The sequence below is a fragment of the Paraperlucidibaca wandonensis genome (genome assembly GCF_042677145.1).
Classification (GTDB): domain Bacteria; phylum Pseudomonadota; class Gammaproteobacteria; order Pseudomonadales; family Moraxellaceae; genus Perlucidibaca; species Perlucidibaca wandonensis.
The window spans coordinates 461,663-487,863 of the sequence record NZ_JBHTIT010000001.1; the positions used below are offsets into that span (position 1 = coordinate 461,663).

A 26,201-nucleotide genomic window follows, 5' to 3' on the forward strand; every position below is an offset into this window, starting at 1 on the left:
TGTGCTGGAAAAACTATTAGTTAATTGAGGCCAATAATATCTGCTAGATTCAAACATTAGTCGGCCTATAAAAATAAGGAGCGCCACATCCATGCCTTCATCCAAACAATGTCACGCCTTCACCACCGACGATGCGCTCGGCCTGGACGACGCCGTTGCGTTACGCGTGCGTTTGCAGCGTGGCGAGGTTTCTGCGCTAGAGCTTACTGAGGCGGCCATTGCTCGCGCTGAGCAGGTCAATGCCACGCTCAATGCCATCGTGTTGCCAACGTATGATGCTGCTCGCCGCAATGCTGAGCAGTCGCACTCAGGCGCCTTCGCTGGCATTCCAACGTTCATCAAAGACAATACCGATATGCAGGGCTTGCCGACGCGCCAAGGCTCGCTTGCTGTTGGTTCGCATCCAGCAAAAAAAGATAGCGCCTTCACTACGCACTTTTTAAGCACGGGCATGAATGTGCTCGGCAAAAGCAATTTGCCAGAGTTTGGTTTTAACGCCTCAACCGAGTTCAAAAGCCGCCCTGCAACACCGAACCCTTGGCACTTGGATTATTCAGCTGGTGCATCTTCAGGCGGTTCGGCGGCATTGGTTGCTGCTGGCGTGGTGCCAATAGCGCATGCAAACGATGGTGGCGGCTCAATTCGTATCCCAGCTGCAGCCTGTGGCTTGATTGGCTTAAAGCCTACGCGTGGACGTTTTATTGATGGTGAGGCAGCGGCCATATTGCCCGTTAATATTGTCAGTGAAGGTGTGGTGACGCGCAGTGTGCGTGATACCGCCGAATTTATGCATGCCATGGAGCAGCATTATCGTGGCAAGAAAATGTCGCCGGTGGGGCATGTCACGGGGCCGGAAAACAAGCGCATGCGCATTGGTCTAGTGCTTGACTCGATCACCGGCCAGGCCACCGATGCTGCTACGCGTGAGACAGTTGAGGCGACTGCGCGCGTGCTTGAAGGTCTAGGCCATAGCGTGGAGCTCATCAAGCTACCCATCCGCGAAAGCTTTGCTGATGACTTCAGCCAGTATTGGGGCATGTTGTCGTATTTGCTCAGCACTTTTGGCCACAAGCTATTAGGTGCCGATTTCGATAAAGCGCAGACGGATAATCTCACTCAAGGTTTGGCGCAGTATTATCGGAAAAATATGTGGCGTACGCCGATGATGCTTTGGGGCATGAAGCGTGTAGCCAATGATTATGCGGAAATCTTTCGCAACTGTGATGTGCTGCTTTCGCCGGTGCTGTCGCACACCACTCCGAAGCTCGGGCATTTGTCGCCAGTGCAGTCATTTGAGTCGCTGTTTGAGCGCCTGCGCAACTACGTCAGCTTTACGCCATTAAACAATGCCGCCGGCACGCCGGCGCTGTCGATGCCCATGGGCCGCACGGCAGAAGGTTTGCCGATTGCCGTGCAGCTTTCTGGCGCTAGGGGCGAGGAGCGTCGTCTATTGGCGCTGGCGTTTGAGTTGGAGGCGGCACAGCCGTTCCACCACCTAGGGCTTTATACAGGGTAATAATTGCGGCCTGATGCGCGAGCTCGGCACGAATGCGATCTTGCGCACTGCTAAAGGCTTCGCGCTGGGCATCGAGCAAGGATAGATAGTTATCGAGACCGGCGTCGTAGCGTGCTTGTGTCAGGCTCAGGCGCTCGTCATTGGCTTTGGCAATGGCACGGCGAGCTTCGCGCTGTTCATCGCGTGTGCTCAGCGTCGCTAAAGCGTCGGCAACTTCACGAAAGGCCGTTTGCACGGTTTTCTCATATTGCGCCACAGCAATGTCGCGATCGGCTTGGCTGATGCGTAAATTCGCTAAATTGCGCCCAGCGGTGAACAGCGGGATGCGAATTTGCGGTGCAAAACTCCACACTCGCGTGCCGCCATCAAATAAGCCTGAAAGCTCTGTACTCGCGCTACCGGTGCTGGCCGTGAGTGAGATGCTCGGGAAGAATGCTGCGCGGGCTGCGCCAATATCGGCATAACGCGCTTTCAGCACGTGCTCGGCCGACATCACATCTGGCCGTGCAACCAAGACTTCGGCAGGGATGCCTGCGGGCAGGGCATCGATGGTGGCTTGGCTGGGCAGCTGCGTGGGCGCAAGTTCTGTGGGCAGCTGTGTACCGAGCAATAAGCTCAGCGCATTTTGATCTTGCGCGACCAATGCACGTAGTTCAGCCGCGCTGGCGATAGCCACTTGCAGGCTGCTTTCGGCGGCGGTGATGTCTAAGCGTGAGCCAACACCGGCTTTATCGCGCTCAGTGATGATGTCGAAGGCCTCTTGGCGTGCCTGCTGCGTGCGCTCGGCGAGGGTGAGCTGCTCGGCATCGGCGGCCAGTGTTAGCCAAGCATTGGCGACTTCAGAAATCAGACTCAAGGCGATGCTGCGTTGAGCATCGCTAGTGGAGAGATACTGCTCGCGCGCGCTGTCGCTTAAGTTGCTTAAACGGCCAAAGACATCCAGCTCAAAATTGCTGATGCCTACGCCAACTTGCTGCTGGCGATAAATGCCGCTAAAGCCACTACTTGATGAGCTGATCCGCGAGTTAGTGCTGGTGCCAGAGACATCGATGCTAGGAAATAGCTGACTGCGACCCACGCCATAGACCGCACGAGCACGAGTCACCTGCAAGGCAGCGATGCGTGCGTCACGGTTATTTTCTAGCGCAAGGCTAATCGCTGCCTGCAAGCGCGGCTCAAGGATGACTTGCTGCCATGGCCATTGGCTGATCTCGCGACCATCGGCGCTGCTGTTTATGTCGGCTGGCCATTGCTCGGCGATTGGTAGCAGCGGGCGCTCGTAGTTTGGCGCCAATAAGCTACAGCCAGAGGCCATCATGGATGCGGCTAAAAGAATACTTAAACGAGGGTTCATGACGGCGTCTCCGAGTCACTAGCAACAGGTTTTGCCGAAGAATCTTTAGCGGTAACGAGTGTTTGCTTACTAAAACGTGCACGGACCAAGACGAAGAATAGCGGCACAAAAAACATGCCCAATACCGTGGCGCTGACCATGCCGCCAAGTACGCCTGTGCCAATGGCATGTTGCGAGCCTGAGCCTGCGCCTTGGCTGGTGGCCAATGGCATCACGCCCAAGCCGAAGGCCAGAGATGTCATCAGAATAGGCCGTAAACGCTGGCGTGCGGCAGTCAGTGTGGCATCCATTAACTCATGCCCAGCCTCTTGCAGCTCTTTCGCAAACTCCACAATCAAGATGGCGTTTTTCGCTGCCAAACCAATGGTGGTGAGTAGGCCGACCTGGAAGTAGACATCGTTACTCAAGCCACGCAGCTGTGTCGCCAACAACGCGCCAACCACGCCAAGCGGCACCACAAGCATGACGGCAAATGGAATCGACCAGCTCTCATACAGCGCCGCTAAGCAGAGAAACACCACCAGCAGAGAGATAGCGTAGAGGATAGGAGCTTGGCCGCTAGTGCTGCGCTCTTGCTCAGATACACCGGTCCATTCGAAGCCAATGCCGGCGGGTAGCTTGCCGATTATTTCTTCAATCGCATCCATGGCCTCGCCTGAGCTATAGCCCGGCGCAGGACTACCTTGAATGTTTACCGATGGCTGGCCGTTGTAGCGCTCGAGTCGCGGCGAGGCAAAGCCCCAATGCGCGGTGGCGAAGGCCGAGAACGGCACCATCTCACCAGTTTTGGTGCGAGCAAACCAGCGCTCAAGGTCCGATGGCAGCATGCGTGAGGGCGCATCGCCTTGCACATAGACTCGTTTAACGCGGCCACGATCGATGAAGTCGTTGACGTAGCGGCCACCCCAAGCAGTGCTCAGTACGCTGTTAATGTCGCCTAAGCTAATGCCGAGTGCGGCGGCTTTTTGCGCATCAATATCGAGCTGATATTCCGGTGTGTCTTCTTGTCCATTGGGGCGAGCGCCAGCAATGACTGGGCTTTGCGCCGCCATGCCTAAGAGCTGATTACGCGCAGCAATCAAGGCTTCATGACCTAGTCCGCCTTGATCTTTCAGCTGCAAATCGAAGCCGCCGGCATTGCCGAGTTCACGCACCGCTGGTGGCACGATAGGGAAGACCATGCCATCACGAATTTTGCTAAATGCAGCGCGCGCACGATCAGCCACAGCGTTGACGCTTTGCCCTTCGCCTGTGCGCTCAGACCAGTCTTTAAAGCGCACGAAGGTTAGACCGGCGTTTTGGCCGCTGCCGGCAAAGCTAAAACCAACGACACCAAACATCGACTCGATATTGTCTTTTTCAGTCTCTAAAAAGTGATGCTCAACTTGCTTCAACACTGCCAGCGTGCGCTCTTGCGTCGCGCCTGCCGGTAACTGAATCAGCGTGTACATAAAGCCCTGATCTTCTTCGGGTAAAAATGAAGTGGGCAGTTTCACGAATAGCGCCACCAAACCGATGATGATCAGCACATAAAATACCAACCAGCGCTTAGGCTTTTTTAGCAAGCCTGCAACGATGCCTTTATAGCCATCGCTGCCACGCTCGAAGTGGCGGTTGAACCAGCCAAAAAAGCCAGTCTTCGCTTCGTGCTCATGACCGTGGATAGGCTTCAGCAAGGTTGCGCAAAGTGCCGGTGTGAGTACTAGTGCAACGATGACAGAGAGCACCATGGCAGAGACGATGGTGATGGAGAACTGGCGATAAATGACGCCTGCGGAGCCGCCGAAAAATGCCATCGGGACAAATACGGCCGATAGCACGAGAGCGATGCCGATCAATGCGCCAGTTATTTGCGACATGGATTTTCGCGTGGCTTCAACAGGGCTAAGGCCATCTTCACGCATCACGCGCTCAACGTTTTCGACCACGACAATAGCATCATCGACCAAGAGCCCGATGGCCAGCACCATAGCGAACATGGTGAGGGTGTTGATCGAATAGCCAAAGGCCGCAAGCACGCCAAAAGTACCGAGCAATACCACTGGCACGGCGAGTGTGGGAATCAGAGTTGCACGAAAGTTTTGCAAGAATAAAAACATGACCAAGAACACCAAAATTATGGCCTCGATCAGCGTTTTCACCACTTCCTCAATCGACAGTTTCACGAATGGTGTGGTGTCGTAGGGGAATACTGCCTTCATGCCAGCGGGGAAAAATGGCGATAGTTCGGCCACACGCTCTTTCACCAAGCGCGCAGTTTCTAGCGCATTGGCGCCAGTGGCCATTTTGATCGCCATGCCGGTAGCAGGCTTGCCCATAAAGCGAGCAATGGTGTTGTAGCTTTCGCTGCCAAGCTCAACGCGAGCGACATCGCGCAAATATACTGTGGCGCCATTGGCCTGAGTTTTTAGCAGGATATTGCGAAACTGCTCGGCATTTTTCAGGCGGCTTTGTGCGGTGATGGTGGCATTGAGTTGTTGGCCGGGCACGCTAGGCGTAGCACCTAGTTGGCCAGCGGAGACTTGCGTATTTTGTGCCTGAATGGCCGCGATAATATCGGCCGGTACTAGCTTGTAGCTCACCAGCTTCGCAGGGTCTAACCAAATGCGCATGGCGTATTGAGCGCCGAATAGCTGAGTATCACCAACGCCTTTCACCCGACTCAAGGGGTCAATAAGGTTGGCGGAAACGTAGTCGCCTAAATCGTATTGGCTCATCGAGCCATCTTCAGAAACGAAGCCAACCACGAGCAGGAAGTTGCGGGTAGCTTTTGCCACGCGCAGGCCGCTGCGTTGCACTTCATCGGGCAAAAGTGGCAAGGCCAGCTGCAGCTTATTTTGCACCTGCACTTGAGCAATATCGGGGTCGGTGCCGCTGACAAATGAGAGCGTGATGTTGACGCTGCCATTGGCATCGCTGCTCGATGACATATAGCTCAGGCCATCGATGCCCTGCATTTTTTGCTCGATAACCTGAGTCACCGAGTCTTCGACGGTTTTTGCCGAAGCGCCGGGGTAGCTACCGCTGATGCTAATGGATGGTGGAGCGATGCTTGGGTATTGCGAAACCGGCAAATTTTCTATCGATAATATGCCGGCGAACATGATGAGAATGGCGATGACCCAGGCGAAAATAGGCCGGTCAATAAAGAAACGTGACATGACTTACTCCGCCTTTTTGGCTGCTGATGGTGCGGCGGTTTTTTCTGCTGCGGTGTCAGCTTCATCAGATTTAGCTGGAGTTTTTTCTACCAGCTGATCTCCCGTAAATGGCACGGGCTTTACTACGCTACCTGGCCGAGCTTTTTGCAAGCCATCAACTACAAGGCGATCACCCGCTTGCAGACCTTCAACGACCTGCCATTTATCGCCAATGGCACGCGAAGTTTTCACCACGCGTGGCTGCACCTTATTGTCTTGGTCGAGCACCATCGCAGTGGCATCGCCTTGTGGGTTTCGGCTCAATGCACGTTGCGGTGCTAGTACACCTTGTTGTTGTCCTTGGACGACTTTAGCTTGAACAAATAAGCCGGGTAGCAATTGGCCGCTAGGGTTAGGAAATTGTGCGCGCAGGGTGATGCTATTGGTGCTTGGGTCTACCGTGCTTTCAGAAAATGCGACGCTGCCGATATGCTCATAGCTGCGCCCATCACTCAGCGTTAATGTCACCGGTATGCGCTTTCTTTGGCTTACACCGCCTTGCTCGATTGCGCGTTTGAGTGCGAGAAAGTCGCTGCTCGACTGCGTCATATCAACATAAATGGGGTCTAGCTGAACCACGGTAGTAAGTGCTTGCACTTGATTGGCGGTGAGTAGTGCACCAGCGGTAACGCTGGATTTGCCACTACGGCCGCTGATAGGCGAAGTGATGCGTGTGTAATTCAACTCGATGCGGGCTTTATCGAGGGCGGCTTTAGCGAGTGCTACATCGGCCTGCGTTTGGGCGGCTGAGGCCTGGGCATCGTCATTTTCTTGTTGGCTAACGGCCTTAATAGCCACTAAGCCTTCATAGCGTTTGGCGATCAATTTGGCCTGTTTGGCTAGGGCATTGGCCTTGGCTAGGGATGCGCTGGCGCTGGCATATGCGGCCTGATAAGTCGCTGGGTCTAATTCATAGAGCACGCTGCCGGCTTTAACTTCAGTGCCTTCGGCGTAGACACGGCGTTTAACGATGCCACCGACTTGCGGCCGCACTTCAGCAGTTTGAAAGGCTGTGACGCGGCCTGGCAGTGTCGTAGTCAAGTCAATCGCTTGCGCCTTTAGCGTAATAATCCCCACTTCGGCGGGTGGCGGCGCACTGGCAGGCGCTTCTTGGCTGCCGCAGGCACTGAGTAAGCTTGATAACACCAGGGCGCTGGCTAAGTAAGGAAGACGCTGCATCATGACCTCGAGTTTATGACTGAAATAGCTCTGTCATAAATATAGATTGAATGTTCATTCTAAAATATGTCAGTCTTGACCTATAAGCAATAGCCTATGAGGCAAAAAGTGTCTGAACATACACCTGCATATAGTATGGATAAGGCGGCGTCTGCCGAAAAATCTGGCATCTGTTCTAGCGCAGATAGCCGCGCTAAATTACGCCGACAGCAAGTACTTGAGGCCGCTGAGCATTGTTTTCGTGCTTGTGGATTTCATGGTGCCAGTATCGCGAGCATTGCCAAAAAAGCGGGCATGAGCTCAGGCCATATTTATCATTATTTTGAAAATAAAGAGGCGATTATCGGCGCCAGTGTCGCGCATGAGGCCGGAATTACTGTTGCGCGTATGCAGGGTTTTGCTCGCAGCGACGATGTTTTGGCAACCTTAGTTGAGGAGGCTGAAGGCGCGTTAATGCGCAGCCTAGATCCGAGCAGCAATGCACTCATTATGGAAATTTTGTCTGAGGCAGGGCGCAATGCGCGCGTGGCTGAGCAGGTGCAAGCCGCCGATGTCTTAGTCAGTGAAGCTGTGCAGTGCTTGGTGCGGCGATCTTGGCAAGCTAAGCATCCAGGGCAGGTTTTGAGTGATGCGGTGGTGGTGGCGAAGGCGGAGATGTTGGGTGCGATGGTTGATGGCATTCGCATTCGCGCCATTCGCAACCCGAAAGTAAATCCTGAGGCTTTGCTAACGCAGTTGCGCTCGGCCGTGCGTCATATCCTTGAGCAGGCCGATGGCAGTTAAAAGGCGCTATAAGCTAGCTAACTAGCGCCCAGTGACGCTATCAACGATAGAGTAAAGGCTCGGCCTTGCCCCAAAACACGCGATATGAAAATGCCGTGTAAGCCAAAATAACCGGCAATACAAACATCACGCCAAGTAAGACGACGCGCAATGCCTCTGGGTCTGATGCGGCGTCCCAAATGGTCATCTGGTCGATAATAATATAGGGGAACAAGCTATAGGCGAGGCCCCCTGAAGCGATGCAAAACAAGGTCACTACGCCAGTAAATGGCACCCAACTATAGCGCTCATTATCGTTACCAATGAGGCTAGCTAAGACGCGATCAAGCATCAGCACTAAGGCTGTAGTAACTACGGGTATTGGCAGCAAGTAGTACAGGTTGGGCAGACTGAACCAGCGCTCAGCCATACGTGCGCTAACCAAGGGTGTGGCTAAGGAGATTGCGGCGATGCCGGCAGCCGTTAGCCACAAAGCTCCGCGAGCCCAATGCACGGCACGTTGGCGCAGCAGGCCTTCGGTTTTCAAAATCAGCCAGCAGGCGCCGAGCAGGGCATAGCCAGCGACAAAGCAGAGGCCAATAAAGGCGGAGAAGCCGTAGGCCATCCACGAATGGGCGAAATTGGTGAGGAAATGACCGAGCATAAAGCCCTGTGCCAAGCAGGCCATCAGCGAGCCGAGATAAAAGGCGGCATTCCATAAGGGTTGATGATTGGCACGGGCTTTAACGCGGAAATCGAAAGCAACGCCACGCAAAATCAGACCTAAGAGCAGCACTAAAACAGGGATATAAAGCTCGCCGAGGATGATGCCGTGCGCCGAGGGGAAGGCCACCAGTAATAGGCCGATGCCCAACACCAGCCAGGTTTCATTGGCATCCCAGAAGGGACCAATGCTGGCAATCATCATGTGTTTGTCGTCAATATTGGCGCGCCGCAAGAGCACGCCAACACCGAGATCGAGGCCATCGAGCAGGCCGTAAAGCAACAGCGTAAAGCCCATTAAGCCGGCAAAAATCAGCGGCAGCATGTCATCGGGAATCCAAGGCAACATATTAGTGACCTCCAGTAGCGATGTTGTTGTCGACATGATCATCGCTGTGCTGCGCTTTCTGCGCTAGGTAAAACACTACCGAGACATAGGCCGCCATGAGGAAGGCATACATCAGTAAGTACATGATTAATGAACCGAAAATCGTGGCGGCAGGGACGGCACCAACGGCGTCTTTGGTGAGCAAGACGTTGGTGACGAGCCAGGGCTGGCGGCCCATTTCAGTGACATACCAGCCAGCGAGGGTTGCAACCCAGCCGGAGAAAGTCATGGCGACTAGGCCCTGTAAGGCTAGGCGCGGGTAGTTATCTTTACGACGCCAGAGCAAAAATGCCCAGCCCCATGCCATGGCGAGCATGAGCATACCCATGCCGACCATGACGCGGAATGACCAAAACACAGCGGCAACCGGCGCGTGGCCAGCGGGGAACTCATCAAGGCCGGGCAGCTCGCCATCTAGCGAGTGCGTCAAAATTAAGCTGGCGCCGTAGGGCACGCCAATCGCGTAATCGTTACGTTTTTCAGCCTCATTGGGCATGGCAAATAGCAATAGTGGTACCGCAGATTCGCGTTTCCAAACCGCTTCAATAGCCGCAATTTTCGCGGGCTGATGTTCCAGTGTATTGATGCCGTGGGCATCGCCGACCATTATTTGCACTGGGATGAGCATGGCGGCTAAGACTACGCCGGTGCGCAAAGCCATGCGCACATCGGAGCCATGGTCGCCGCGTAGCCAGCGATAAGCTGAGACACCAGCAATCAAAAAGGAGGTAGTTAGACCGCTTGCGATTAGCATATGTGTGAGGCGGTAGGGCATAGATGGATTAAAGATGACTTCCATCCAGCTAATGACATGCGCGCGGCCGTCGATCATCTCGAAACCCGTGGGTGTTTGCATCCACGAGTTCAGGGCTAAAATCCAAAACGCCGAGATGCTAGTGCCGATGGCGACTAGTAAGCAGGCCATGGTGTGTATGGTTTCAGACACGCGGCCGCGACCAAACAACATGATGCCGAGGAAGCCGGCTTCAAGAAAAAACGCGGTTAATACTTCGTAGGCGAGTAATGGTCCGGCGATATTGCCAACCGTATTCATATAGCCCGGCCAGTTGGTGCCGAACTGGAATGACATGGTGATGCCGGTGACCACGCCGATGGCGAAGGTAAGCGCGAAAATTTTCAGCCAGAAGCGATAAACGAGGAGCCAGCCATCGTCGCCAGTGACATGGTGGCGGATCTTGAAGAACACCATGAGCCAGGCTAAGCCCATGCTGATGGTTGGGAATAGGATGTGGAAGCTGATGTTGGCGGCGAATTGGATGCGCGAAAGCATCAAGGCGTCGAGTAAGGCAGGATCGGTCACTAGCGTACCCTCGTTATCAATTAAGCATACTTTAAACTATAAAATCACAAAGTATTGTGACTTGGCGCAGAAAAATTAGCGTTGGCGAGGACTATACGCCGTGTTTAACCAATCTGACGGCACTGACCATTGAGTCTGATATAAACGCGTGCCTCGTAAGCGCGGTTGGTCGAAATTTGCACTAACGGTGCCGTGCTTTTGGCGGCTATCGGCCATTTTTGGCAGCTCGTGGTCTATGCACCAGTGGCCGCGTAACGCCTCTGGGTTGCCCTGCGTAGGGTCGGCCACAGCCCATTGCTTATCGCTGGCGGCAAATAGTCGGCCTTTGAGCCAGCACATGCGGGCTATCTCATCATTGCCTAAGGGCTGCTCTGCGGTTGCTACTAAATGCGCGTTAATGATCTCGCGAGCGATTGCCTTTTGGCTTATCTGCAGCTGATGCTGGCATAAATGGTCACGCTTGATATCGAGGCGATCATGCAGACCTGGGCCTAGCCATTGCTGATCAAGATCGGTTTCAGGGCGGCCTAAATAGAATTTTACCGCGAGCTCCCAATGCGTCAGTGTGCCATCGCGTTTGTTGCGCACGAGATAGTCGAGCTCGCCCAGCGTAATGCCATCTTCACGTATCGGTAAATTGGCGGCGACTAGCGCATAGCGCGGGTTATCGGGGTGCGCCAGCCAAAAGCTCAGCAGACGCTCGAGGTAGCAACCAAGACGGTAGTCGCGACTATTTTCGCTATGCGCAATGAGTGCTGCGGGTTCGCGATCTAGCTTCTGCAGTAGCGGCATGGTTTCAGTTAAAAGTTCGCTGAAAAATGCGTTATCTGGCCAATATACGTTGGAAAATCCAGCTGTGTCGCCTAATGGTGTTAGCAGCGGCGGCGTGCCAATCAGCCATGCTAAATCGCGCACAGCGGGTTGCGTAAAGGCTTGCCAGAAGTCGCTCATAAGCGCGCTATTAATGCTTTGGCGGGCGTGTCATGGCGCTGTTGCCATAAGCTTGTCGCCATGATCATCGCGTTTTCTGGCGTGTCGCTGAGTGCCAAAGTGCGCAAGGTTAGCGCCACCGTGCCGATAATCGCCATTTCGCCGTATTCGTGCGCTTGTTCGCCGTGCCAAACGCGCAGCATCACGTCATCGCTTAGCAGTTCTTCAGGGCTATGGCGCTGATCAAAAATCATCGGCCAGTCTTCGTCTACAGGCTCGCCACTAACCACGCGTTTGGCTAAGCAAGTGCCGTCAGGATTGCGCTCGATTTCGCCGCCTTCGCCTTTAATCACGCAGCTATTGGCATAGCCCAAGAGCAGTGCCGCACGTTGATGCGATTCTCGGTAAGCAGGATGAAAGATGGCCTGCATCACCGCTGGCGCTTGCGTGGGATTGAGCAAGCGAGTCAGTGTGTGCACTGGTGAGCGAAGGCCGAGCAGGCTGCGCAGCTGAATCATGTCATCGAGCATGGGCTCAAGCTCACGCACGGGCAGATAAGCAAAGTTATTGTTGGCAATGGCTGCACTAGCCTCAGCCCAGCTTTGGCAAGCCGCTAAATCTAAGCTTGGCAACACGGCCTCAGTGTAAAGGCGATTACTGGTATGGCCGCTGGCACCGTGCATAAAAATACGTACGCCATGCTGGCAGAGTAGTTTTACCGCGAGCAAAAACCACGGGTAATGTTTGCGTTTGCCAGCATAGGATGACCAATCCAAATCCACTGCTATGGCTGGTAAGCCTGCGTTTTTCAGGGCTTCATCGCGGCGCTTTTCAATGGCTATTTTCGCCGCCATGACAAAGCCAGCCAGTTCTTCAGGGCTTTCTTCTTTCACCCGCAGCAGCATCAAAAATGCGCCTAGCTGCACTGGCTCAACTTCCCCGGCAACAATCATCGCCATGGCATCACGCGCCTCATCTAGCGAGAGTGAGCGGCTGGAGCTTTTACCTTTACCCAAGATGCGTACGTATTGGGCAAATGGGTGTTCGGCGTTTAGGTATTGATTGCGCATAATTAAAAACAGTTCGGTGGTTTTGGTAGGCCCGCGCATATGGCAACCCAGCGCATGGGCGTGTCGGGAAATAGCTGCATAAGTGAAATGCTATTGCCCACGTGTGGTGCTTCTTGGCTTAAAAACTTCACAAAGACGCGTGTGGTTGGCATGCGCTGGAAGCGTTGGTAAAAGTCGCGAGCGGCGTTGAGTACGGTGAGATGGTCGGCGCTCAAGCTTGCGCTTTTATTTGGCTCATTTGTGCTTTTGTGAGTGACACCGATGCTTGGAATGCATGCCGCGATGGCCTCTGCCATTTCCGGCGTCCATTCGCTAGGTTGGCGCAAAAAGCCTTCAGGGTCGAATTGCTCTGGATGGCCTAGGCGGCTATCGAGCGCGGTGACATCCCAGAACAGACTCATGACCAACTCAGGCTGCGTTGGTGTTGCGCCAGTAAATTTAGCCAGTCGCTGTGACTGAGGCGCGGGATGTGCGACGGCCATTGGGCGTTTAGGCCTCGACTGCGCACGGCGTCATCGAGCGCGTAGCAGGGCGAAGGCAGGCTTGTATCTGCTGTAAGTGCGGCCACAACACAGGGCCCGGCTAGCAGCAGTGCATCGCCCTCTGACCAGCAGCGCGTGAGCGCTTCCGGTAGCTCATTGGCAAAGACAATATGCAATGTGCTCATGAAAAGGCACTCATAAAAATGTACTCATGAGCAAACCTCCATAAAAGGCCGTTCATAAACGAATCACCTGATCATGCGCGGCAATTAAGCTAGCAATGGCTTCTGGCTCCAACCATTGCACATCAACACGGCTAGAGCTGGCATCGATATGCAGGCGTTGAGCATCTGCGCGGTCGGCATAAATCGCCTCCACATCAAACAAAGGCAAAGCATCGAGCTGAGCGCTTAGGCTGCGGCGATCAATCAATGCCGCCTCTTGATCAGGAAGTAATTGCAGCAGCCCATGGCCTTGAAATAACAAACTCACTTGCGCGCCAAAACTGGCGGCGACCAGCAATGCATCGAGTAAGGTTTGTGCGCGTTGGCTGGCGTAAGGGTCGCTGGCGGCGATATATAAAATACGCATGATTAAGCCGGACCAGGGAAAGTTACGAGGTGTTGGCTTTGCAGCTGCGCCTCAGCGAGTTGGCCTAAGCCACTGATAACAAAGCCATCGGCAATGCTGCTGTGCGGCTGTTCCCAGCTGCTGGCGTTGGCATCATCGAGCACGCCGTAATGCAGCGCTGCCGAAACGCAGAGCACAAGGTCGAGGTCGGCGCGTTGCTGAAGTGTTTGCCAGCGTTGGCAAAGGCTAGGGAAGTCACGCGGCGGTGTGCTCAGGGCTTGGCCATGAAGCACGCCGGCATCGGCAAAAAACACGCGCACGATGTGATGGCCGGCTGCTAGAGCGGCTTCAACAAATTGCCACGCATGGTGGGCAGTTTCGCTGTCGGGAGCGGCAGTAATGAGTAAACTCAAGCGCATAACGATCACATCGCATCATCAAGCAGGCCCATAGCATACCCGATTGCGCGTGCGGCTGAGGCGTGTTGCTTTAGAATGCCGAACTAACTTTTACACATACGCCGGCAAAGATGCTTTTTGGCGCGTTATAAAAATAACCGTTTTAAGCTTGAGCAATAGGAGCGAGGCATGAGCGCAGAAGTATTGATTGGCCAAGGTGAGCAGCGCTGCAGCGTGCTAACAAAATACGCCAACCGTCATGGCTTGGTGGCTGGCGCAACAGGCACAGGTAAAACCGTCACTTTGCAGATTTTAGCGGAAGGCTTTTCTGACCTTGGCGTGCCGGTGTTTCTCGCTGATATCAAAGGCGATGTCGCAGGTCTTTCGCAGGCAGGCGATGCCAGCAATGCAAAATTGGCAGAGCGTGCCGCAAAAACCGGCATGAATGGCTTCCAAACCCAGGCGTATCCGGTTGTGTTTTGGGATGTCTTTGGCGAGCAAGGCCATCCAGTGCGTGCCACGGTGTCAGATTTGGGCCCGCTATTATTGGCGCGCATGTTAGAGCTCAATGACACTCAAGAAGGTGTGCTCAGCGTGCTGTTTCGCTATGCCGATGATAATCAGCTACTCCTTCTCGACCTCAAAGATTTACGCTCCTTATTGCAGCTAGCCAGTGATTCACCAGATGCTATCGGTTCGACCTACGGCAGCATCAGTAAAGCCAGTGTGGGTGTGATTCAGCGAGCATTGCTTAACCTAGAGCAGCAAGGCGCCGATGCATTTTTTGGTGAGCCAGCGCTCACGCTTAGCGACTTCATGCGCACCACGTTCGATGGCCGTGGCCACATTAATGTGCTGGCGGCGAATAAGTTGTTTATGCAGCCGCGCTTGTATTCGACATTTTTGCTATGGCTGCTGTCAGAGCTGTTTGAGGCATTACCTGAGCGTGGCGATGCCGAATTGCCGTTGTTGGTGTTCTTTTTTGATGAAGCACATTTGCTCTTTAAGGACGCGCCGAAAGCCTTACTCGATAAAATTGAGCAAGTGGTGCGCTTGATTCGCTCGAAAGGCATTGGCATTTATTTCATCACGCAAAATCCTTTGGATTTACCAGATGCCGTCTTGGGCCAGCTGGGTAATCGTGTGCAACATGCGCTGCGCGCATTCACGCCACGAGATCAAAAGGCGGTGCGCGCCGCGGCTGAAACTTTCCGTGCCAATGCGGGTGTCGACGTTGCTGAGGCTATTGTTGCTTTAGGTGTTGGCGAAGCACTCGTGTCATGCCTAGGCGAGGGCGGCATTCCCATGCCAGTGGAGCGCGCTAAAGTGCGCCCACCACGCTCGCGCATGGGCACTATCACGCCAGAAGAACGTGCGCTGAGTATGCAGCGCTCGCCATTTGCTGGACGCTATGAGCAGGCTTTAGATCGCGAATCGGCTTATGAAATACTGACGAAAAAGGCTCAAGATGCCGAGGTGTCGGCACGTGCAGATGCTGAAGCTGCGGCACAAGCAAAGGCAGATACTGCGAATGCCAAGGCGCAAGCAGCTGCTGAAAAAGCCGCTAACAAGCGTCCCGCACGCGAGCCCGATAGCTTCTGGGAAAGCGCAGCCAAAAGCGCCGCGCGTGCGGCTAGCTCTACCATTGGCCGTAAGGTTGGCAATGAGTTATTGCGTGGATTATTGGGCTCATTTACGAAGTCCCGCTAGGGCTGTTTGATAGCGGTTTTTAGCGGCGCTCAAACTCACGCTTTAGAACGCAAAAAAGTTAACTAAGAGAGGCTTATGGATATTGTGTCGTTGGCGTTAGGAAGTGCTATTGGTTTGGTGTTGGCAAGCATCTTGTGGTGGTTGCTTGGCCGTGGTCATCGCCGCGAATGGGCATTGCAACAAGCTCACGCCGTGCAGCGTGAGCAAGACTTGCAGGCTCGCCTGAGTGCTAGCGAGCAGGCACTAGCTACATCTGAAGCCGTTGCTAAAGATAGTCAGGCGCAACACATTACGCTGCGTGAGCAAGTTGCTGCGCTCACGCAAACACTGGCCTCTGAGCGCCAAGCGCATGCTCAGCAGCTGGCGGCTGAGCGCGAAACCAAAGCCGAGCAAGTTGCCTTCGAGCGTGAATCTAAAGATCAGCAACTCGCCGCCGAGCGTCGCCAAGGCGAAGAGCGATTGGCGACTGAGCGTCAAATCAGTCAAGAAAAGCTCGCCTTGCTAGATGAGGCGAAAAACTCTTTACGCCAGCAATTTGAAATACTGGCGCAAAGCATTTTGGAAGAAAAATCGAAACGCTTTAGCGAGCAAAATCAGCAGGCTTTGGGGCAGATGCTGGAGCCATTAAAGACGCGCTTAAATGAGTTTCAAACTCGCGTCGATGCGGTACACAGCGACGATACCAAGCAGCGTTCGGCGCTAACGGAAAGCTTGCGCACGCTGATGAACTTAAACCAAGAGCTCAGCCAACGCGCCAACCAACTGACCAATGCCTTAACCAGCCAAAATAAAACCCAAGGTGATTGGGGCGAAATGGTCTTGGAGCAAGTGCTGCAAAGCTCAGGCCTAATTAAAGGCCAGCAATACGAAGTGCAAATCAGCCATACCCGCGAAGACGGCACGCGCGCTCAGCCCGATGTCATCATTAATCTGCCAGATAATAAGCACCTAATCATCGATGCGAAGATGTCACTAAACGCCTATATGGACTATGCCAATGCGAGCGATGACGCCACTCGCGAGGCAGCCCTGAAGCGGCATTTAGACTCTATCCGCGCGCATATTAAAGGCTTATCTGAGCGTAATTATCAGGATATTTTCCCGACCAACTCACCAGATTTTGTGCTGATGTTTGTGCCCATTGAGCCTGCGTTTTTGTTGGCAACAACCAGTGATGCCGCACTCTGGCAGGATGCTTGGAAGCGCAATATTTTACTGGTCAGCCCAAATACGCTGCTCTTTGTTATGCGTATGGTTGCGCATGTTTGGCAGCAGGAAAACCAAACCCGTAACGCCCAGGAAATCGCTAATCGCGGTAAGGATCTGTATGAGAAATTCGTTGGCTTTAGCGAAAACTTAGCTAAGGTTGGCGAGCGTATTACGCAGGCACAAGTGGCATACGATAGCGCTTTTAAGCAGCTAAAAACCGGCAGCGGCAACCTAGTAGGTCAGGCCGAAAAGCTGCGTAAATTAGGCATTACCACGCCGAAGAAAAAGCTCAGCCAAACCTTGCTTGATGAGTCTGATATCGACGATGCTGACCGCGATATAACGAATGGCGACACCACTAACGAGCCCACTGAATGACCGCATTAGCGCGCACACCATTACTAGTATTTATGCTCGGCAGCTTGACGGCGTTCGCGCCCATGTCCATCGATATGTATTTGCCGGCGCTGCCCGATTTACAGAAGTCTTTGATGACCGATCCGGCGCATTTGCAGCTCACGCTGGCGTCATTTTTTGCCGCCTTTGCTATTGGCCAGTTATTTTATGGCCCATTGGCCGATCGTTTTGGTCGTAAACCACCGCTGTATTTCGGTATCGGTCTATTTGCGATTACTTCACTGGCTTGCATGTGGGTGACGACGGTTGAAACCTTAATTGCCCTACGTTTTGTGCAGGCGTTAGGGGCTTGTGCCGGCGTAGTGATTGCTCGTGCCGTGGTACGTGACAGCTTCGAAGGCGCTGAAGCCTCGCGAATGTATGCCGCGATGATGCTGGTGATGGGTGTGGCGCCAATGGTCGCACCGATGCTCGGCGGGCAGCTTTTAGTCTGGTTTGGCTGGCATAGCATCTTTGGCATGCTCGCGCTCTATGGCAGCTTAGTGCTGTGGCTGCTACATAAAAAGCTGCCCGAAACCCTGGCGGTAGCTGATCGCCAACCTCTTCATCTTGGTCTTAGCCTAAGAGCTTATGGTTCACTATTAGCCTCACATCAATTCCGTGGTTTCGCGCTCACCAGCAGCGTTAGCATGGCCGGCCTTTATGCCTTTATTGCCGCCTCGCCATTCGTTTTCATGGTCTATTTCGGTCTCGATGCTCAGCAGTTTGGCCTGCTATTTGGCGCCAATGCTTTCTGCTTAATCATGGCGACTCAGGTCAATAGCCGCATTCTCGACATTTGGTCACCGCGCACTGTGTTGCAGCGCAGCCTATTGCTGCAAATGTTTGCTGGGGCTTGCTTTGGGTTGCTGGCCTATACGGGCTGGGGTGGCTTCTGGGCTCTGATCGCGCCGTTAGCCATCTACACCGCCTGCTTGGGCTTTGTTTTGCCAAATGCCACGATCTTGGCGCTAGAGCCATTTAAGTTGCAGGCGGGCACAGCATCGGCACTTTACGGCACTATCGGCAGTGTTTCCGGTGCAGTTGCAGCTAGTGTGGTCAGTGCCTTACAGGGTCATAATGCCGCGGTATTGGGCATGGTGATTGCAGTCTGCGGCATCGTAGCTTGCGTTCGCAGTCGGTTTTTACCGCACGGCATCGAGCAAACGACCACGGTCACTTAACTCGGCAAAAGCTTCGGCTATTTCGCGGCTGGCCTCAACGGCAGCGCGCCAAGCTACTAGGCGATCAGCATCACGGCCATGGTAGGTTTTGAAGTCATTACGGCTGGGAATGGCCTGGCCTGGTAATTTGGCAATCAACTCTGGCGAAGGTGATAGTAGTAAAAGGCGGTCTGCCTGTGTTGGCAGACGTGAAGCTATGCCTTTATCGAACCAACCCGGCACCAAGCGCGACTCATAATGCGGAACAAATAAAATCGGTGCCTGACCAGGCTCTGCCGGAGTTAAAGGCATATCCATATGGTAATCGACGATGCCACCATCGATATGAGCGCCTTTGGGTGCGCCAGCAATATCTCGTACCGAGCGCATAAGTAGAGGAATCGTGCCGCTAGCCAGTGTGGCTTCTGCAAGGTTTTCCGCAGTAAGCGCGACCGAATGCGTGGTGAAGGCATCGCGGTCTAGCAGTGGCGAGGGAGCATCGCCACTATGAAACACGCAGCGCTCCATATGCCGAGCAAGCTTGTCGCGGCCGCGATAATTCGCCAGAAATGCCTGCCCTAAACCAATCGCCTGCAACCAAGCTTTCGGATGTGCGCTTAAGCCTTTGCAGCGCGCGGTGATCAAATGCAAATGCAACTTGGGATGTGCAATGAGCTGATCCAACTCATCCGTCTGCAACACGCTATCTAAGATTTGCCGAACCTGCCGTGACACTTCAGCGGCATCTGGCTTGCTCGCATAATGCTGTGCGCTATAGGCCGCGACTAAACGATCAAGCGCAGCAGCAGGGTCCTGATGCGCCGCAGCGACTAAGCGAAAGGCACCAATCGACGAGCCGAACACTGGTAAACGCTCGCGGCGTTGAGCTAGCCAAGGACCAAACAAGTAGTCATCCAGGTGTTTTAAGATGAGAAACTTAGGCCCACCAGCCGGTGCGCCAAGTGCCGCGACTTGGTTGGCATCGAAGCCATTCGCCTCGATATGCGCGCGAGCTAAAGCGCCGGCGCGCAAAACAAACGGGATCGATGCCATGCGCTATGAACTCAGCTTAGGCAAGAGCAGCTAAGGCCGCGTCATAGTTAGGTTCATCGCCAATTTCAGGCACCAATTCGCTGTGCAACACGCGGTTGTTCTCATCCAGAACTACCACGGCGCGCGAAGCCAAACCTTTCAGTGGGCCATCGGCAATAGCCACGCCATAGTCGGCGAGAAAGTTAGCACCACGCAGTGTTGATAAGTTCACCACGGCATCTAGGCCTTCAGCGCCGCAGAAGCGAGCTTGAGCAAATGGCAGGTCGGCAGAAATGCAGAGCACCACGGTATTGCTGAGGGCGGCGACTTTGCTATTGAACTGGCGCACTGAAGTTGCGCACGTTGGTGTGTCGACACTGGGGAATATGTTTAGCACTTTACGTTTGCCGGCAAAGCCAGCAAGGCCGACATCAGATAAGTCGCCTTTGACTAGCGAGAAATCGGGCGCTGTTTGGCCGTTGGTAGGTAGATTGCCGCTGACGCTGACAGGGTTGCCATGCAAGGTGACCGTGGCCATGTGTGACTCCTAAGCAGTAAACGAGGGGCTTAAGAGTAAAGCAAAAGGCGGAGTGTTTGGGCAGTGATTATCGATGACAAAGTGCTTTTATATGCGGGAGTATTTGACGACTAGGTCGCAAACTTAACTGCCTGCGAGATATTCAATAAGCCACTAAGCTCATGGCGCCGGCTAAACGGCAGAATGTCTTGCAGGGTTTGCTTGTTTAGCTCGGCTGTAAAGGCATCACGCGCGCGCATCAACATGCCGGGCAATAAGCAGGCCGGTGTAATCACGCACTGATTGTTTTCGCGCAAACACTCCACCAAACCATCCTCAGGCTCCATATGCTGCACGACGTCGCCAATAAGTATTTCATTGGGCGCTTTCGCTAGGCGAATACCGCCACCGGCACCGCGCACTGACACCACGTAGTTATGCGCTACTAAGCGGCTCACCACTTTCATCAAATGGTTGCGTGAAACTTGGTAGGCCTCAGCAATTTCTTGAATAGTCGAGAGCTGTTCCGGCGACTTCAGGCCAAGAAAAATGAGCGTACGCAGTGCGAAGTCGGCGTGCTGGGTAAGACGCATACAGTAACCATTAGCTAGAGCTGGACTAGCCAGTATAGCGGTGACCTTGGTTCAGGTCGCCAGCTAGCTAATGCGTGAAGAGTTTCCTGCATCATCAGCCAGAAACAAAAAACGCCCCGAAGGGCGTTTAAGTATTACGAATTTGGCGGAAGCGGTGAGATTCGAACTCACGAACCCTTTCGGGTCGCCGGTTTTCAAGACCGGTGCATTCAACCACTCTGCCACGCTTCCATTGTGGTGCTGAACGGGGTGGGATACTACCCGTTTGGAGCTGCTGCCTCAAGCCTTAGGCTGTTGATTTTTGCGGTAATCTGCAAAACGACGGCGTGCTATTCGCAATAAATTCACGCTGAGTAGGGCGGCGATAACGGCGACAGGCCAAGCAATGGCCTCGGGTTGCCACAATGCGACTCCCGCGACTACTAAGCCAATCAAGCCCAAGCCGCCTAAAAGGCTGGCATCAGTAGGCCCGAGCTGCCGCGACTCACGTACGGCAAGAGCCATTGCGCGTGAAACACGGAGAGTTGTTGTTGAGCTTTGGTGATGCCGTAGTGAGCGCTTTGTTGGGCGGCGTGGGGCAACGAGTTTGACGCGTTCGGCATCGCTGAGCACGATCTCGGTAGCATTTTCTAAGTCGTCTAAAAACTGCGACTCCATCACCGCGGCAAAGTCGGCATTTTCGATGGCCAAGTCGAGCTCGTAATTGCCCAGCCAAGATGCGGGATTCAGGTTGGTGGAGCCGATGCGTGCCCAGCAGCCATCGGCCACGGCGGTTTTGGCGTGCAACATGGCACCATTCCACTCAAACACGCGTACACCGGCTAATAGCAGCGGGCGGTAGCTAGAGCGAGCAAGCAAGCCTATCAACGGCAAATCGGAGCTGCCAGGCACGAGTAGGCGCACATCGACCCCATTTTTTGCGGCTTGGCGTAGGCTATCTAAATACGCCGGCGTGCCGACTGGGTAGGCATCGGTAATCCACATGCGAGTTTGCGCGAGGTTGATGATTAGCTGGTCTAAGCGAAATAGCGGGCTGTTTTGGGGGCGACCAGTGATTAGGCGAACGTTCGCGTTTTTTACGGTGAAAGGAAGTGGTGTATTAATGCAGTGTGGCTGTGAGCGCGGCTGCCAATCGCTGCCGGTGAGCTGCCAAGTGTGAGCGAAAGCGGCTTCCATATTGATGACAACTTCACCGGCAACGCGCACGCCGGTGTCGCGCCATGGGGCTTGGTCTGCATGCCCACGCCATTGCGCACTCTGACACCAACCAGTGATGATGGCCTCGCAGCCATCGATGCTCATCAGCTTGCGATGATTGCGCACCATCCATGCCAATGGCTCGCCAAGGCCGGGCGTGTTGAAACGCCGAAATTCGCCACCAGCGTCATTTAGCTGCCGAACCCAACGCCGGCTGAGCTGATTAAAGCTGCCTAACCAGTCGGCGAGAACCATTACTTGTAGGCCGTCACGCGCGCGTTGGCAGAGCGCAGTGAGTAGGCTGCGGCCCCAGTCGTCGTCACAAATACGGTAGTTTTCAACAATGATGTGGCGCTCTGCGCGAGCAATCATCGCCAATGTGGCGGCTTCATGCTCGCTGCTGTCGCGCAATAATTGCAGGCGGTGGCCGCCTTGCTGAGCGGCACCGGTGGTGCGTTGAAACAGCGCCGATAAGCGCGGATCGGTGAGTGCAGGGGAGTCGCTGGACTCGCTCATGCCATCTCCTATTAGCGATTCACCAAGGGTGAGTCGGCGTTGCGTTTTAAGTAACTGGGCAGGTTACTCGCAGCGGTATTGAGCTGCTGAGCATCCACCAAAACTTCGGCGGCCTCATTCAACAATGCCTGCTCTTCTGGGCGCTCAAAATTGGGGTCGTGATCGGGGTTTTGTGCCTCGAGCTGCTTCTCAACTTCATCCCAAGCTTTGAGCTGCGCTTGCTTTTTCGCCACGCGACGGCGGTTCTCAATGGCTAAACGGCGTTCTTCTAAGGCCTGCTTCTCGCTCAAACGCACCTTCTCGTTTAAGGAGCTAGTGTTCTGCGCTTTAACATCGGCTAGCAGCTTGATTTGCTCATTGAGATAGCGAATGTCCGGGTTTTTCGCCTGCCGCAGCTTCGACGCCTGTTCTAATGCGCCGAGTTTAGATTTCCAATCATCAACTTGCTGATAGCGCGATGGCCGGATCGTGTCCCAAGGCATCGCGTGTGGCAAAGCTGACTCACCAATTTCTTTAGGATCAAAGACTTCAGGGAAGTAAATATCGGGCTCAACGCCTTTATTTTGCGTGCTAGCCCCAGAGATGCGATAGAACTTAGCTTCGGTAATTTTCAGCTGACCATGACCTAAATCACGAATCGATTGCACTGTGCCTTTACCAAAGCTGGTGCCGCCAACGACTAAACCGCGGCCATAATCTTGGATGGCACCGGCAAAAATCTCTGCCGCCGAGGCCGATAAGCGATTGGTCATGACCACCAAGGGGCCGTTATAGCCTACGTCTGGGTTACCGTCGCCCAAGGTTTCTAGGCGGCCTCGAGCATCGCGCACTTGCACGGTGGGGCCTGTGGTAATGAATTCGCCGATCAGGTCATTCACTTCAGACAGCGAGCCACCGCCGTTATTGCGCAGGTCTAAAATCAAGCCTTGAACGCGTGCAGTTTTCAGTTCGTCGATAAGCTTGCGCACATCGCGAGTGGTGCTGCGATAGTCTGGATCGCCATTTTGCTGACCTTGGAAGTCGGCATAAAACGCCGGCAGTTTGATCACGCCAATCTGCTTGGTTTCGCCATTACGAGTGACTTCAATAATCTTTTTGCTGGCGGCCTGATCTTCCAGCGCCACGGTATTGCGCACGATGCTGATGATTTTTCGGGCACCATCATCATTGCCATTAGGAATGATCTGCAAACGCACGGTCGTGCCTTTCGGGCCACGAATCAGTTCAACAACTTCATCGATGCGCCAGCCAATGACATCGACCAAATCCTTATCACCTTCGCCAACGGCAACGATTTTGTCGTTGGGCTTAAGTTGGCGCGCTTTATCAGCAGGGCCGGCTGGTACTAGGCGCACAACTTTGGTGTATTCGTCGTCAGTTTGCAGAACGGCACCAATACCTTCGAGCTGCAAGCTCATATTAATATTGAAATTTTCCGAATTGCGCGGCGAAAAATAGCTGGTGTGCGGGTCGTATGCACCGGTCAGCGAATTCATAAATAGCGAGAAAGCATCTTCGCTGCGGTTTTGGCTCAGGGCTTTTAGCTGTGAGCGATAGCGCCGCGTTAAGGTCTGGATGATTTCATCGTCGGCTTTACCATCGAGCTTTAACGACAGAGCGCCCGAACGCAGGCGGTTGAGCCAGAGCGTGTTCATCTCGGCAAGGCTGCCGATCCATGGCGCATCTTTGCGGTCGTTGAGCAGGCGCTCATTGCCGGTGAAATTGAGTACGCCTTTGCGATTCTTTTCTAAGTTGGTGAGCACAAACTGAAAACGCTCATTGGCGCGTTGTTGGTAGCGGTTAAAAATGGCAAATGCAGGGTCAAGATCGCCGGCTTTTAGCTGGTCATCTAAGCGTAGGCGTTGTGCTTTAAATTGCTCAATATCGCTGGCCAAAAAGTAGACATGTTGGCCGTCTAAATCGTTTAAATAGCGCGCCCAAATATCCGCAGAAAGCGCGTCATTGAGTGGTGTTTTGTTGTAATGCAAAACGCTGAGTTGGCGTGCGACTAAGCGTGAAGCCTTGGCTTGATCGGCGGTTGGCGATAGCTTTTTACTTGCCGCTACTGCCTTTGCTGGCGCTTTTGCTGCGGCCTTTGCTGTTGCTTTAGCCGGCTGCGTATTTACATCGGCGGCGTAACACACGGTAGTCACGCTCAAGCACAGCAGAGCGCCGCTTACTCCCACGCCAAGGCGCGATAAGAAAGATAAATTCACAGCACGGGAAAGGGGCGAGACGGGCAGCGTGGGCATAAGCTTCTGGCACTGATTGGTGTGTGGGCGACGATTTTGGCGACGCAGTGTCGCGATAATAGCACCGCTAATGAATTTCTTCAGCGTCTCATCAAAGCGTAGATGAATGGCTAGCACTGCGGTATTGTCAGCGGCTTATTGCATATGCGGCACGCCGCAGTAATTCAGGCACGTGCGCAGTTTAGGAGAGTAACAATGGCGGCAATGTGCGGCCCACTAATGGTGGACGTGGGTGGTTTGACTCTAACGGCGGAAGACCGCGAAGTTCTTGCGCATCCGAATGTCGGCAGCGTTATTTTATTTAGCCGCAACGTGGACACGCCGGAGCAAATTCGCGCACTTACCGATGCCATGCGCGCCGTAAAGCCCGAGCTGCAAATCGCCGTAGACCAAGAGGGCGGCCGCGTGCAACGCTTCCGCGAAGGCTTTACGCGCCTGCCAGCCATGCGCCGTTTTGGCGAACAATACGACATAGACCCACAAGCTGCGATTGCAGCGGCATTTGAGTGCGGCGCCTTAATGGCCAGAGAAGTACGCGAAGTCGGTGTCGACTTCAGCTTTGCGCCCATCTTAGATTTGGATGCTGGCGTTAGTGGCGTCATCGGCGACCGTGCCTTTCACTCGCAGCCCGAGCCTGCCATCGCGCTCTTACGCGGCTTTATGCGCGGCATGAAATCTGCCGGCATGATGACCATTGGCAAACATTTTCCTGGCCACGGTTCAGTGGCCGCCGACTCGCATTTGGCCTTGCCTGTGGATGATCGCTCATGGGCCGAGATCGAAGCCTACGACCTGAAACCTTTCGCTGCACTCGCGACTGAGCTAGACGGCATCATGCCGGCGCACGTGGTTTACCCGCAGGTCGACCCATTGCCCGCAGGCTTTTCGCCATTTTGGCTGAAGACCGTGTTGCGCGAGCAACTGAGCTTTCGCGGCTTAGTATTTTCTGATGACTTGTGCATGGAAGGCGCCGTGGGCGTTGGATCAATTCAGGATCGTGTGGATGTGGCGCTGGCCGCTGGGTGCGATGTAGCGCTGATTTGTAATCGGCGGGATGAGGTTTTGCGGGTTTTGAACTAGCGACTTTACTTAGTGATGGCCAGCAATCCGCTCCCGCTTAGGTAGAGTCGGTGGTGGTGAGGGGGCAGCCCGTGTTTCCAGGCCGTCGAGTAGGTCGGGCTGAAAGCCTTTTAGCGTGCTGATATTTAGATTGCTAGGGTTTAGGCCTGTGCGCTCTTTAAGTGTGTTTCGTGCATCACGCTCTTTGCGCCAGGCCAACTCAGCCGAGTGGGCAAGATAAAAAGCTAGAGCGGCCAACATAATTAGCGCTGCTAATGGCAATCTGAGCGTGCTTGATAGTGCGGGCATTTGTAGGCTTAGCAACGACTGAAACCAAGTAACTAATGCGGGCGTTTGCTGCCACACCATAGTGGCTAATAGCGCGCAAATAGCAGCTAGCACGGGCAGGCCAAACAAAAATACAGGTGAGCGCTTACCGTGCAAATACCAGTAGACTGCCCATTGTCGGTTTATGTCGAGTTGCTTGATTTCTTCCAGCTGCATGCTCTTGGCCTAAGATCCCTTGGCTCACGTGGCCATGATTAGCCCGAAGTCCGCGTCGAGTGTTTCTGCTCAAAGGAGTGTAGGCACTTTAATGCACACTTGGCAGTAGTTCCTTGGTACTTTTGTGATGAAGTGCAACGGGTAAACCAACAATTCCCCA

The 26,201-nt window shown here is 54.0% G+C and carries 23 protein-coding genes and 1 tRNA gene; 6 read left to right on the forward strand and 18 right to left on the reverse strand.

Annotated elements, in window-relative coordinates:
- Positions 1–91: 91 nt before the first annotated feature.
- Positions 92–1,516, forward strand: a complete 1,425-nt coding sequence (locus ACFQ0F_RS02125) for an amidase (RefSeq protein WP_379068576.1) — start codon at positions 92–94, stop codon at positions 1,514–1,516.
- Here the strand turns inward: ACFQ0F_RS02125 and ACFQ0F_RS02130 are convergent.
- The 3 genes from ACFQ0F_RS02130 to ACFQ0F_RS02140 are packed head-to-tail and all read right to left on the reverse strand — an operon-like array spanning position 1,428 to position 7,252.
- Positions 1,428–2,870, reverse strand: a complete 1,443-nt coding sequence (locus ACFQ0F_RS02130; protein ID WP_379068579.1) for an efflux transporter outer membrane subunit — start codon at positions 2,868–2,870, stop codon at positions 1,428–1,430. The genes ACFQ0F_RS02125 and ACFQ0F_RS02130 overlap by 89 nt on opposite strands.
- The gene (locus ACFQ0F_RS02135; RefSeq protein WP_379068582.1) at positions 2,867–6,031 is read right to left on the reverse strand and encodes an efflux RND transporter permease subunit; all 3,165 of its coding nucleotides are present in this window, start codon (positions 6,029–6,031) and stop codon (positions 2,867–2,869) included. The genes ACFQ0F_RS02130 and ACFQ0F_RS02135 overlap by 4 nt, the downstream gene beginning before the upstream one ends.
- Positions 6,032–6,034: 3 nt before the next feature.
- Positions 6,035–7,252 (reverse strand): efflux RND transporter periplasmic adaptor subunit, encoded by a 1,218-nt coding sequence (locus ACFQ0F_RS02140; RefSeq protein WP_379068585.1) that lies wholly within the window; start codon positions 7,250–7,252, stop codon positions 6,035–6,037.
- 105 nt (positions 7,253–7,357) lie between these two features.
- On the opposite strand from ACFQ0F_RS02140, the gene ACFQ0F_RS02145 reads away from it, so the two are divergent.
- Positions 7,358–8,032: a TetR/AcrR family transcriptional regulator gene (locus ACFQ0F_RS02145; protein ID WP_340675160.1), complete on the forward strand. Its 675-nt coding sequence runs from the start codon at positions 7,358–7,360 to the stop codon at positions 8,030–8,032.
- 40 nt (positions 8,033–8,072) lie between these two features.
- Here the strand turns inward: ACFQ0F_RS02145 and ACFQ0F_RS02150 are convergent, their stop codons facing one another.
- The 8 genes from ACFQ0F_RS02150 to tusD all read right to left on the reverse strand — a co-directional run bounded on the left by ACFQ0F_RS02150 (position 8,073) and on the right by tusD (position 13,914).
- Complete coding sequence (locus tag ACFQ0F_RS02150) at positions 8,073–9,119, reverse strand: cytochrome d ubiquinol oxidase subunit II (protein WP_340675159.1); 1,047 nt, start codon at positions 9,117–9,119, stop codon at positions 8,073–8,075.
- Positions 9,085–10,443, reverse strand: coding sequence for a cytochrome ubiquinol oxidase subunit I (locus tag ACFQ0F_RS02155; RefSeq protein WP_379068589.1), 1,359 nt, complete (start codon positions 10,441–10,443; stop codon positions 9,085–9,087). The genes ACFQ0F_RS02150 and ACFQ0F_RS02155 overlap by 35 nt, the downstream gene beginning before the upstream one ends.
- 75 nt (positions 10,444–10,518) lie before the next feature.
- Complete coding sequence (locus tag ACFQ0F_RS02160) at positions 10,519–11,394, reverse strand: DUF1853 family protein (protein WP_379068592.1); 876 nt, start codon at positions 11,392–11,394, stop codon at positions 10,519–10,521.
- Positions 11,391–12,482, reverse strand: coding sequence for a glycosyl transferase family protein (locus tag ACFQ0F_RS02165; RefSeq protein ID WP_379068595.1), 1,092 nt, complete (start codon positions 12,480–12,482; stop codon positions 11,391–11,393). Before ACFQ0F_RS02165 ends, ACFQ0F_RS02160 begins: the two co-directional genes overlap by 4 nt.
- On the reverse strand, positions 12,446–12,844 hold the full coding sequence (locus ACFQ0F_RS02170) for a TusE/DsrC/DsvC family sulfur relay protein (RefSeq protein WP_379068598.1): 399 nt from the start codon (positions 12,842–12,844) through the stop codon (positions 12,446–12,448). Before ACFQ0F_RS02170 ends, ACFQ0F_RS02165 begins: the two co-directional genes overlap by 37 nt.
- The gene (locus ACFQ0F_RS02175; protein WP_379068601.1) at positions 12,841–13,110 is read right to left on the reverse strand and encodes a DsrH/TusB family sulfur metabolism protein; all 270 of its coding nucleotides are present in this window, start codon (positions 13,108–13,110) and stop codon (positions 12,841–12,843) included. The genes ACFQ0F_RS02170 and ACFQ0F_RS02175 overlap by 4 nt, the downstream gene beginning before the upstream one ends.
- 52 nt (positions 13,111–13,162) lie before the next feature.
- Complete coding sequence (locus ACFQ0F_RS02180; protein ID WP_379068604.1) at positions 13,163–13,516, reverse strand: DsrE family protein; 354 nt, start codon at positions 13,514–13,516, stop codon at positions 13,163–13,165.
- Positions 13,517–13,518: 2 nt separating this feature from the next.
- Positions 13,519–13,914, reverse strand: a complete 396-nt coding sequence (tusD, locus tag ACFQ0F_RS02185; RefSeq protein ID WP_340675152.1) for a sulfurtransferase complex subunit TusD — start codon at positions 13,912–13,914, stop codon at positions 13,519–13,521.
- Between the two features lie 168 nt (positions 13,915–14,082).
- Between tusD and ACFQ0F_RS02190 the strand changes: the two genes are divergently transcribed.
- The 3 genes from ACFQ0F_RS02190 (at position 14,083) to ACFQ0F_RS02200 (ending at position 18,392) form a co-directional block, all read left to right on the forward strand.
- Positions 14,083–15,603, forward strand: coding sequence for a helicase HerA-like domain-containing protein (locus ACFQ0F_RS02190; protein ID WP_379068608.1), 1,521 nt, complete (start codon positions 14,083–14,085; stop codon positions 15,601–15,603).
- Between the two features lie 75 nt (positions 15,604–15,678).
- Positions 15,679–17,190: a DNA recombination protein RmuC gene (gene rmuC, locus ACFQ0F_RS02195; protein WP_379068611.1), complete on the forward strand. Its 1,512-nt coding sequence runs from the start codon at positions 15,679–15,681 to the stop codon at positions 17,188–17,190.
- Positions 17,187–18,392 carry a Bcr/CflA family multidrug efflux MFS transporter gene (locus ACFQ0F_RS02200; RefSeq protein WP_379068614.1) on the forward strand — a complete coding sequence of 402 codons (1,206 nt, stop codon included), beginning with the start codon at positions 17,187–17,189 and terminating at the stop codon, positions 18,390–18,392. The genes rmuC and ACFQ0F_RS02200 overlap by 4 nt, the downstream gene beginning before the upstream one ends.
- Here the strand turns inward: ACFQ0F_RS02200 and ACFQ0F_RS02205 are convergent.
- From ACFQ0F_RS02205 to ACFQ0F_RS02230, 6 genes are all read right to left on the reverse strand, one after another.
- Positions 18,354–19,424 carry a hypothetical protein gene (locus ACFQ0F_RS02205; RefSeq protein WP_379068617.1) on the reverse strand — a complete coding sequence of 357 codons (1,071 nt, stop codon included), beginning with the start codon at positions 19,422–19,424 and terminating at the stop codon, positions 18,354–18,356. The two genes, ACFQ0F_RS02200 and ACFQ0F_RS02205, sit on opposite strands and share 39 nt — an antisense overlap.
- Positions 19,425–19,440: 16 nt before the next feature.
- Positions 19,441–19,941, reverse strand: coding sequence for a thiol peroxidase (gene tpx, locus ACFQ0F_RS02210; protein ID WP_379068620.1), 501 nt, complete (start codon positions 19,939–19,941; stop codon positions 19,441–19,443).
- 110 nt (positions 19,942–20,051) lie between these two features.
- Complete coding sequence (locus ACFQ0F_RS02215) at positions 20,052–20,513, reverse strand: RrF2 family transcriptional regulator (protein WP_340675146.1); 462 nt, start codon at positions 20,511–20,513, stop codon at positions 20,052–20,054.
- Positions 20,514–20,656: 143 nt separating this feature from the next.
- Positions 20,657–20,744, reverse strand: a tRNA-Ser gene (locus ACFQ0F_RS02220).
- Between the two features lie 48 nt (positions 20,745–20,792).
- Entirely contained in the window at positions 20,793–22,226 is a 1,434-nt protein-coding gene (locus ACFQ0F_RS02225; RefSeq protein WP_340675145.1) for a phospholipase D-like domain-containing protein, read from the reverse strand.
- Positions 22,227–22,237: 11 nt separating this feature from the next.
- Entirely contained in the window at positions 22,238–24,595 is a 2,358-nt protein-coding gene (locus ACFQ0F_RS02230; protein ID WP_379068625.1) for a carboxy terminal-processing peptidase, read from the reverse strand.
- Positions 24,596–24,673: 78 nt separating this feature from the next.
- Between ACFQ0F_RS02230 and nagZ the strand changes: the two genes are divergently transcribed.
- Positions 24,674–25,558 (forward strand): beta-N-acetylhexosaminidase, encoded by an 885-nt coding sequence (nagZ, locus tag ACFQ0F_RS02235; protein ID WP_379068628.1) that lies wholly within the window; start codon positions 24,674–24,676, stop codon positions 25,556–25,558.
- A 9-nt stretch (positions 25,559–25,567) separates the two neighbouring features.
- Here nagZ and ACFQ0F_RS02240 read toward each other — a convergent pair whose 3' ends face one another.
- Positions 25,568–26,041 (reverse strand): hypothetical protein, encoded by a 474-nt coding sequence (locus ACFQ0F_RS02240; protein WP_379068631.1) that lies wholly within the window; start codon positions 26,039–26,041, stop codon positions 25,568–25,570.
- Positions 26,042–26,201 lie beyond the last annotated feature (160 nt).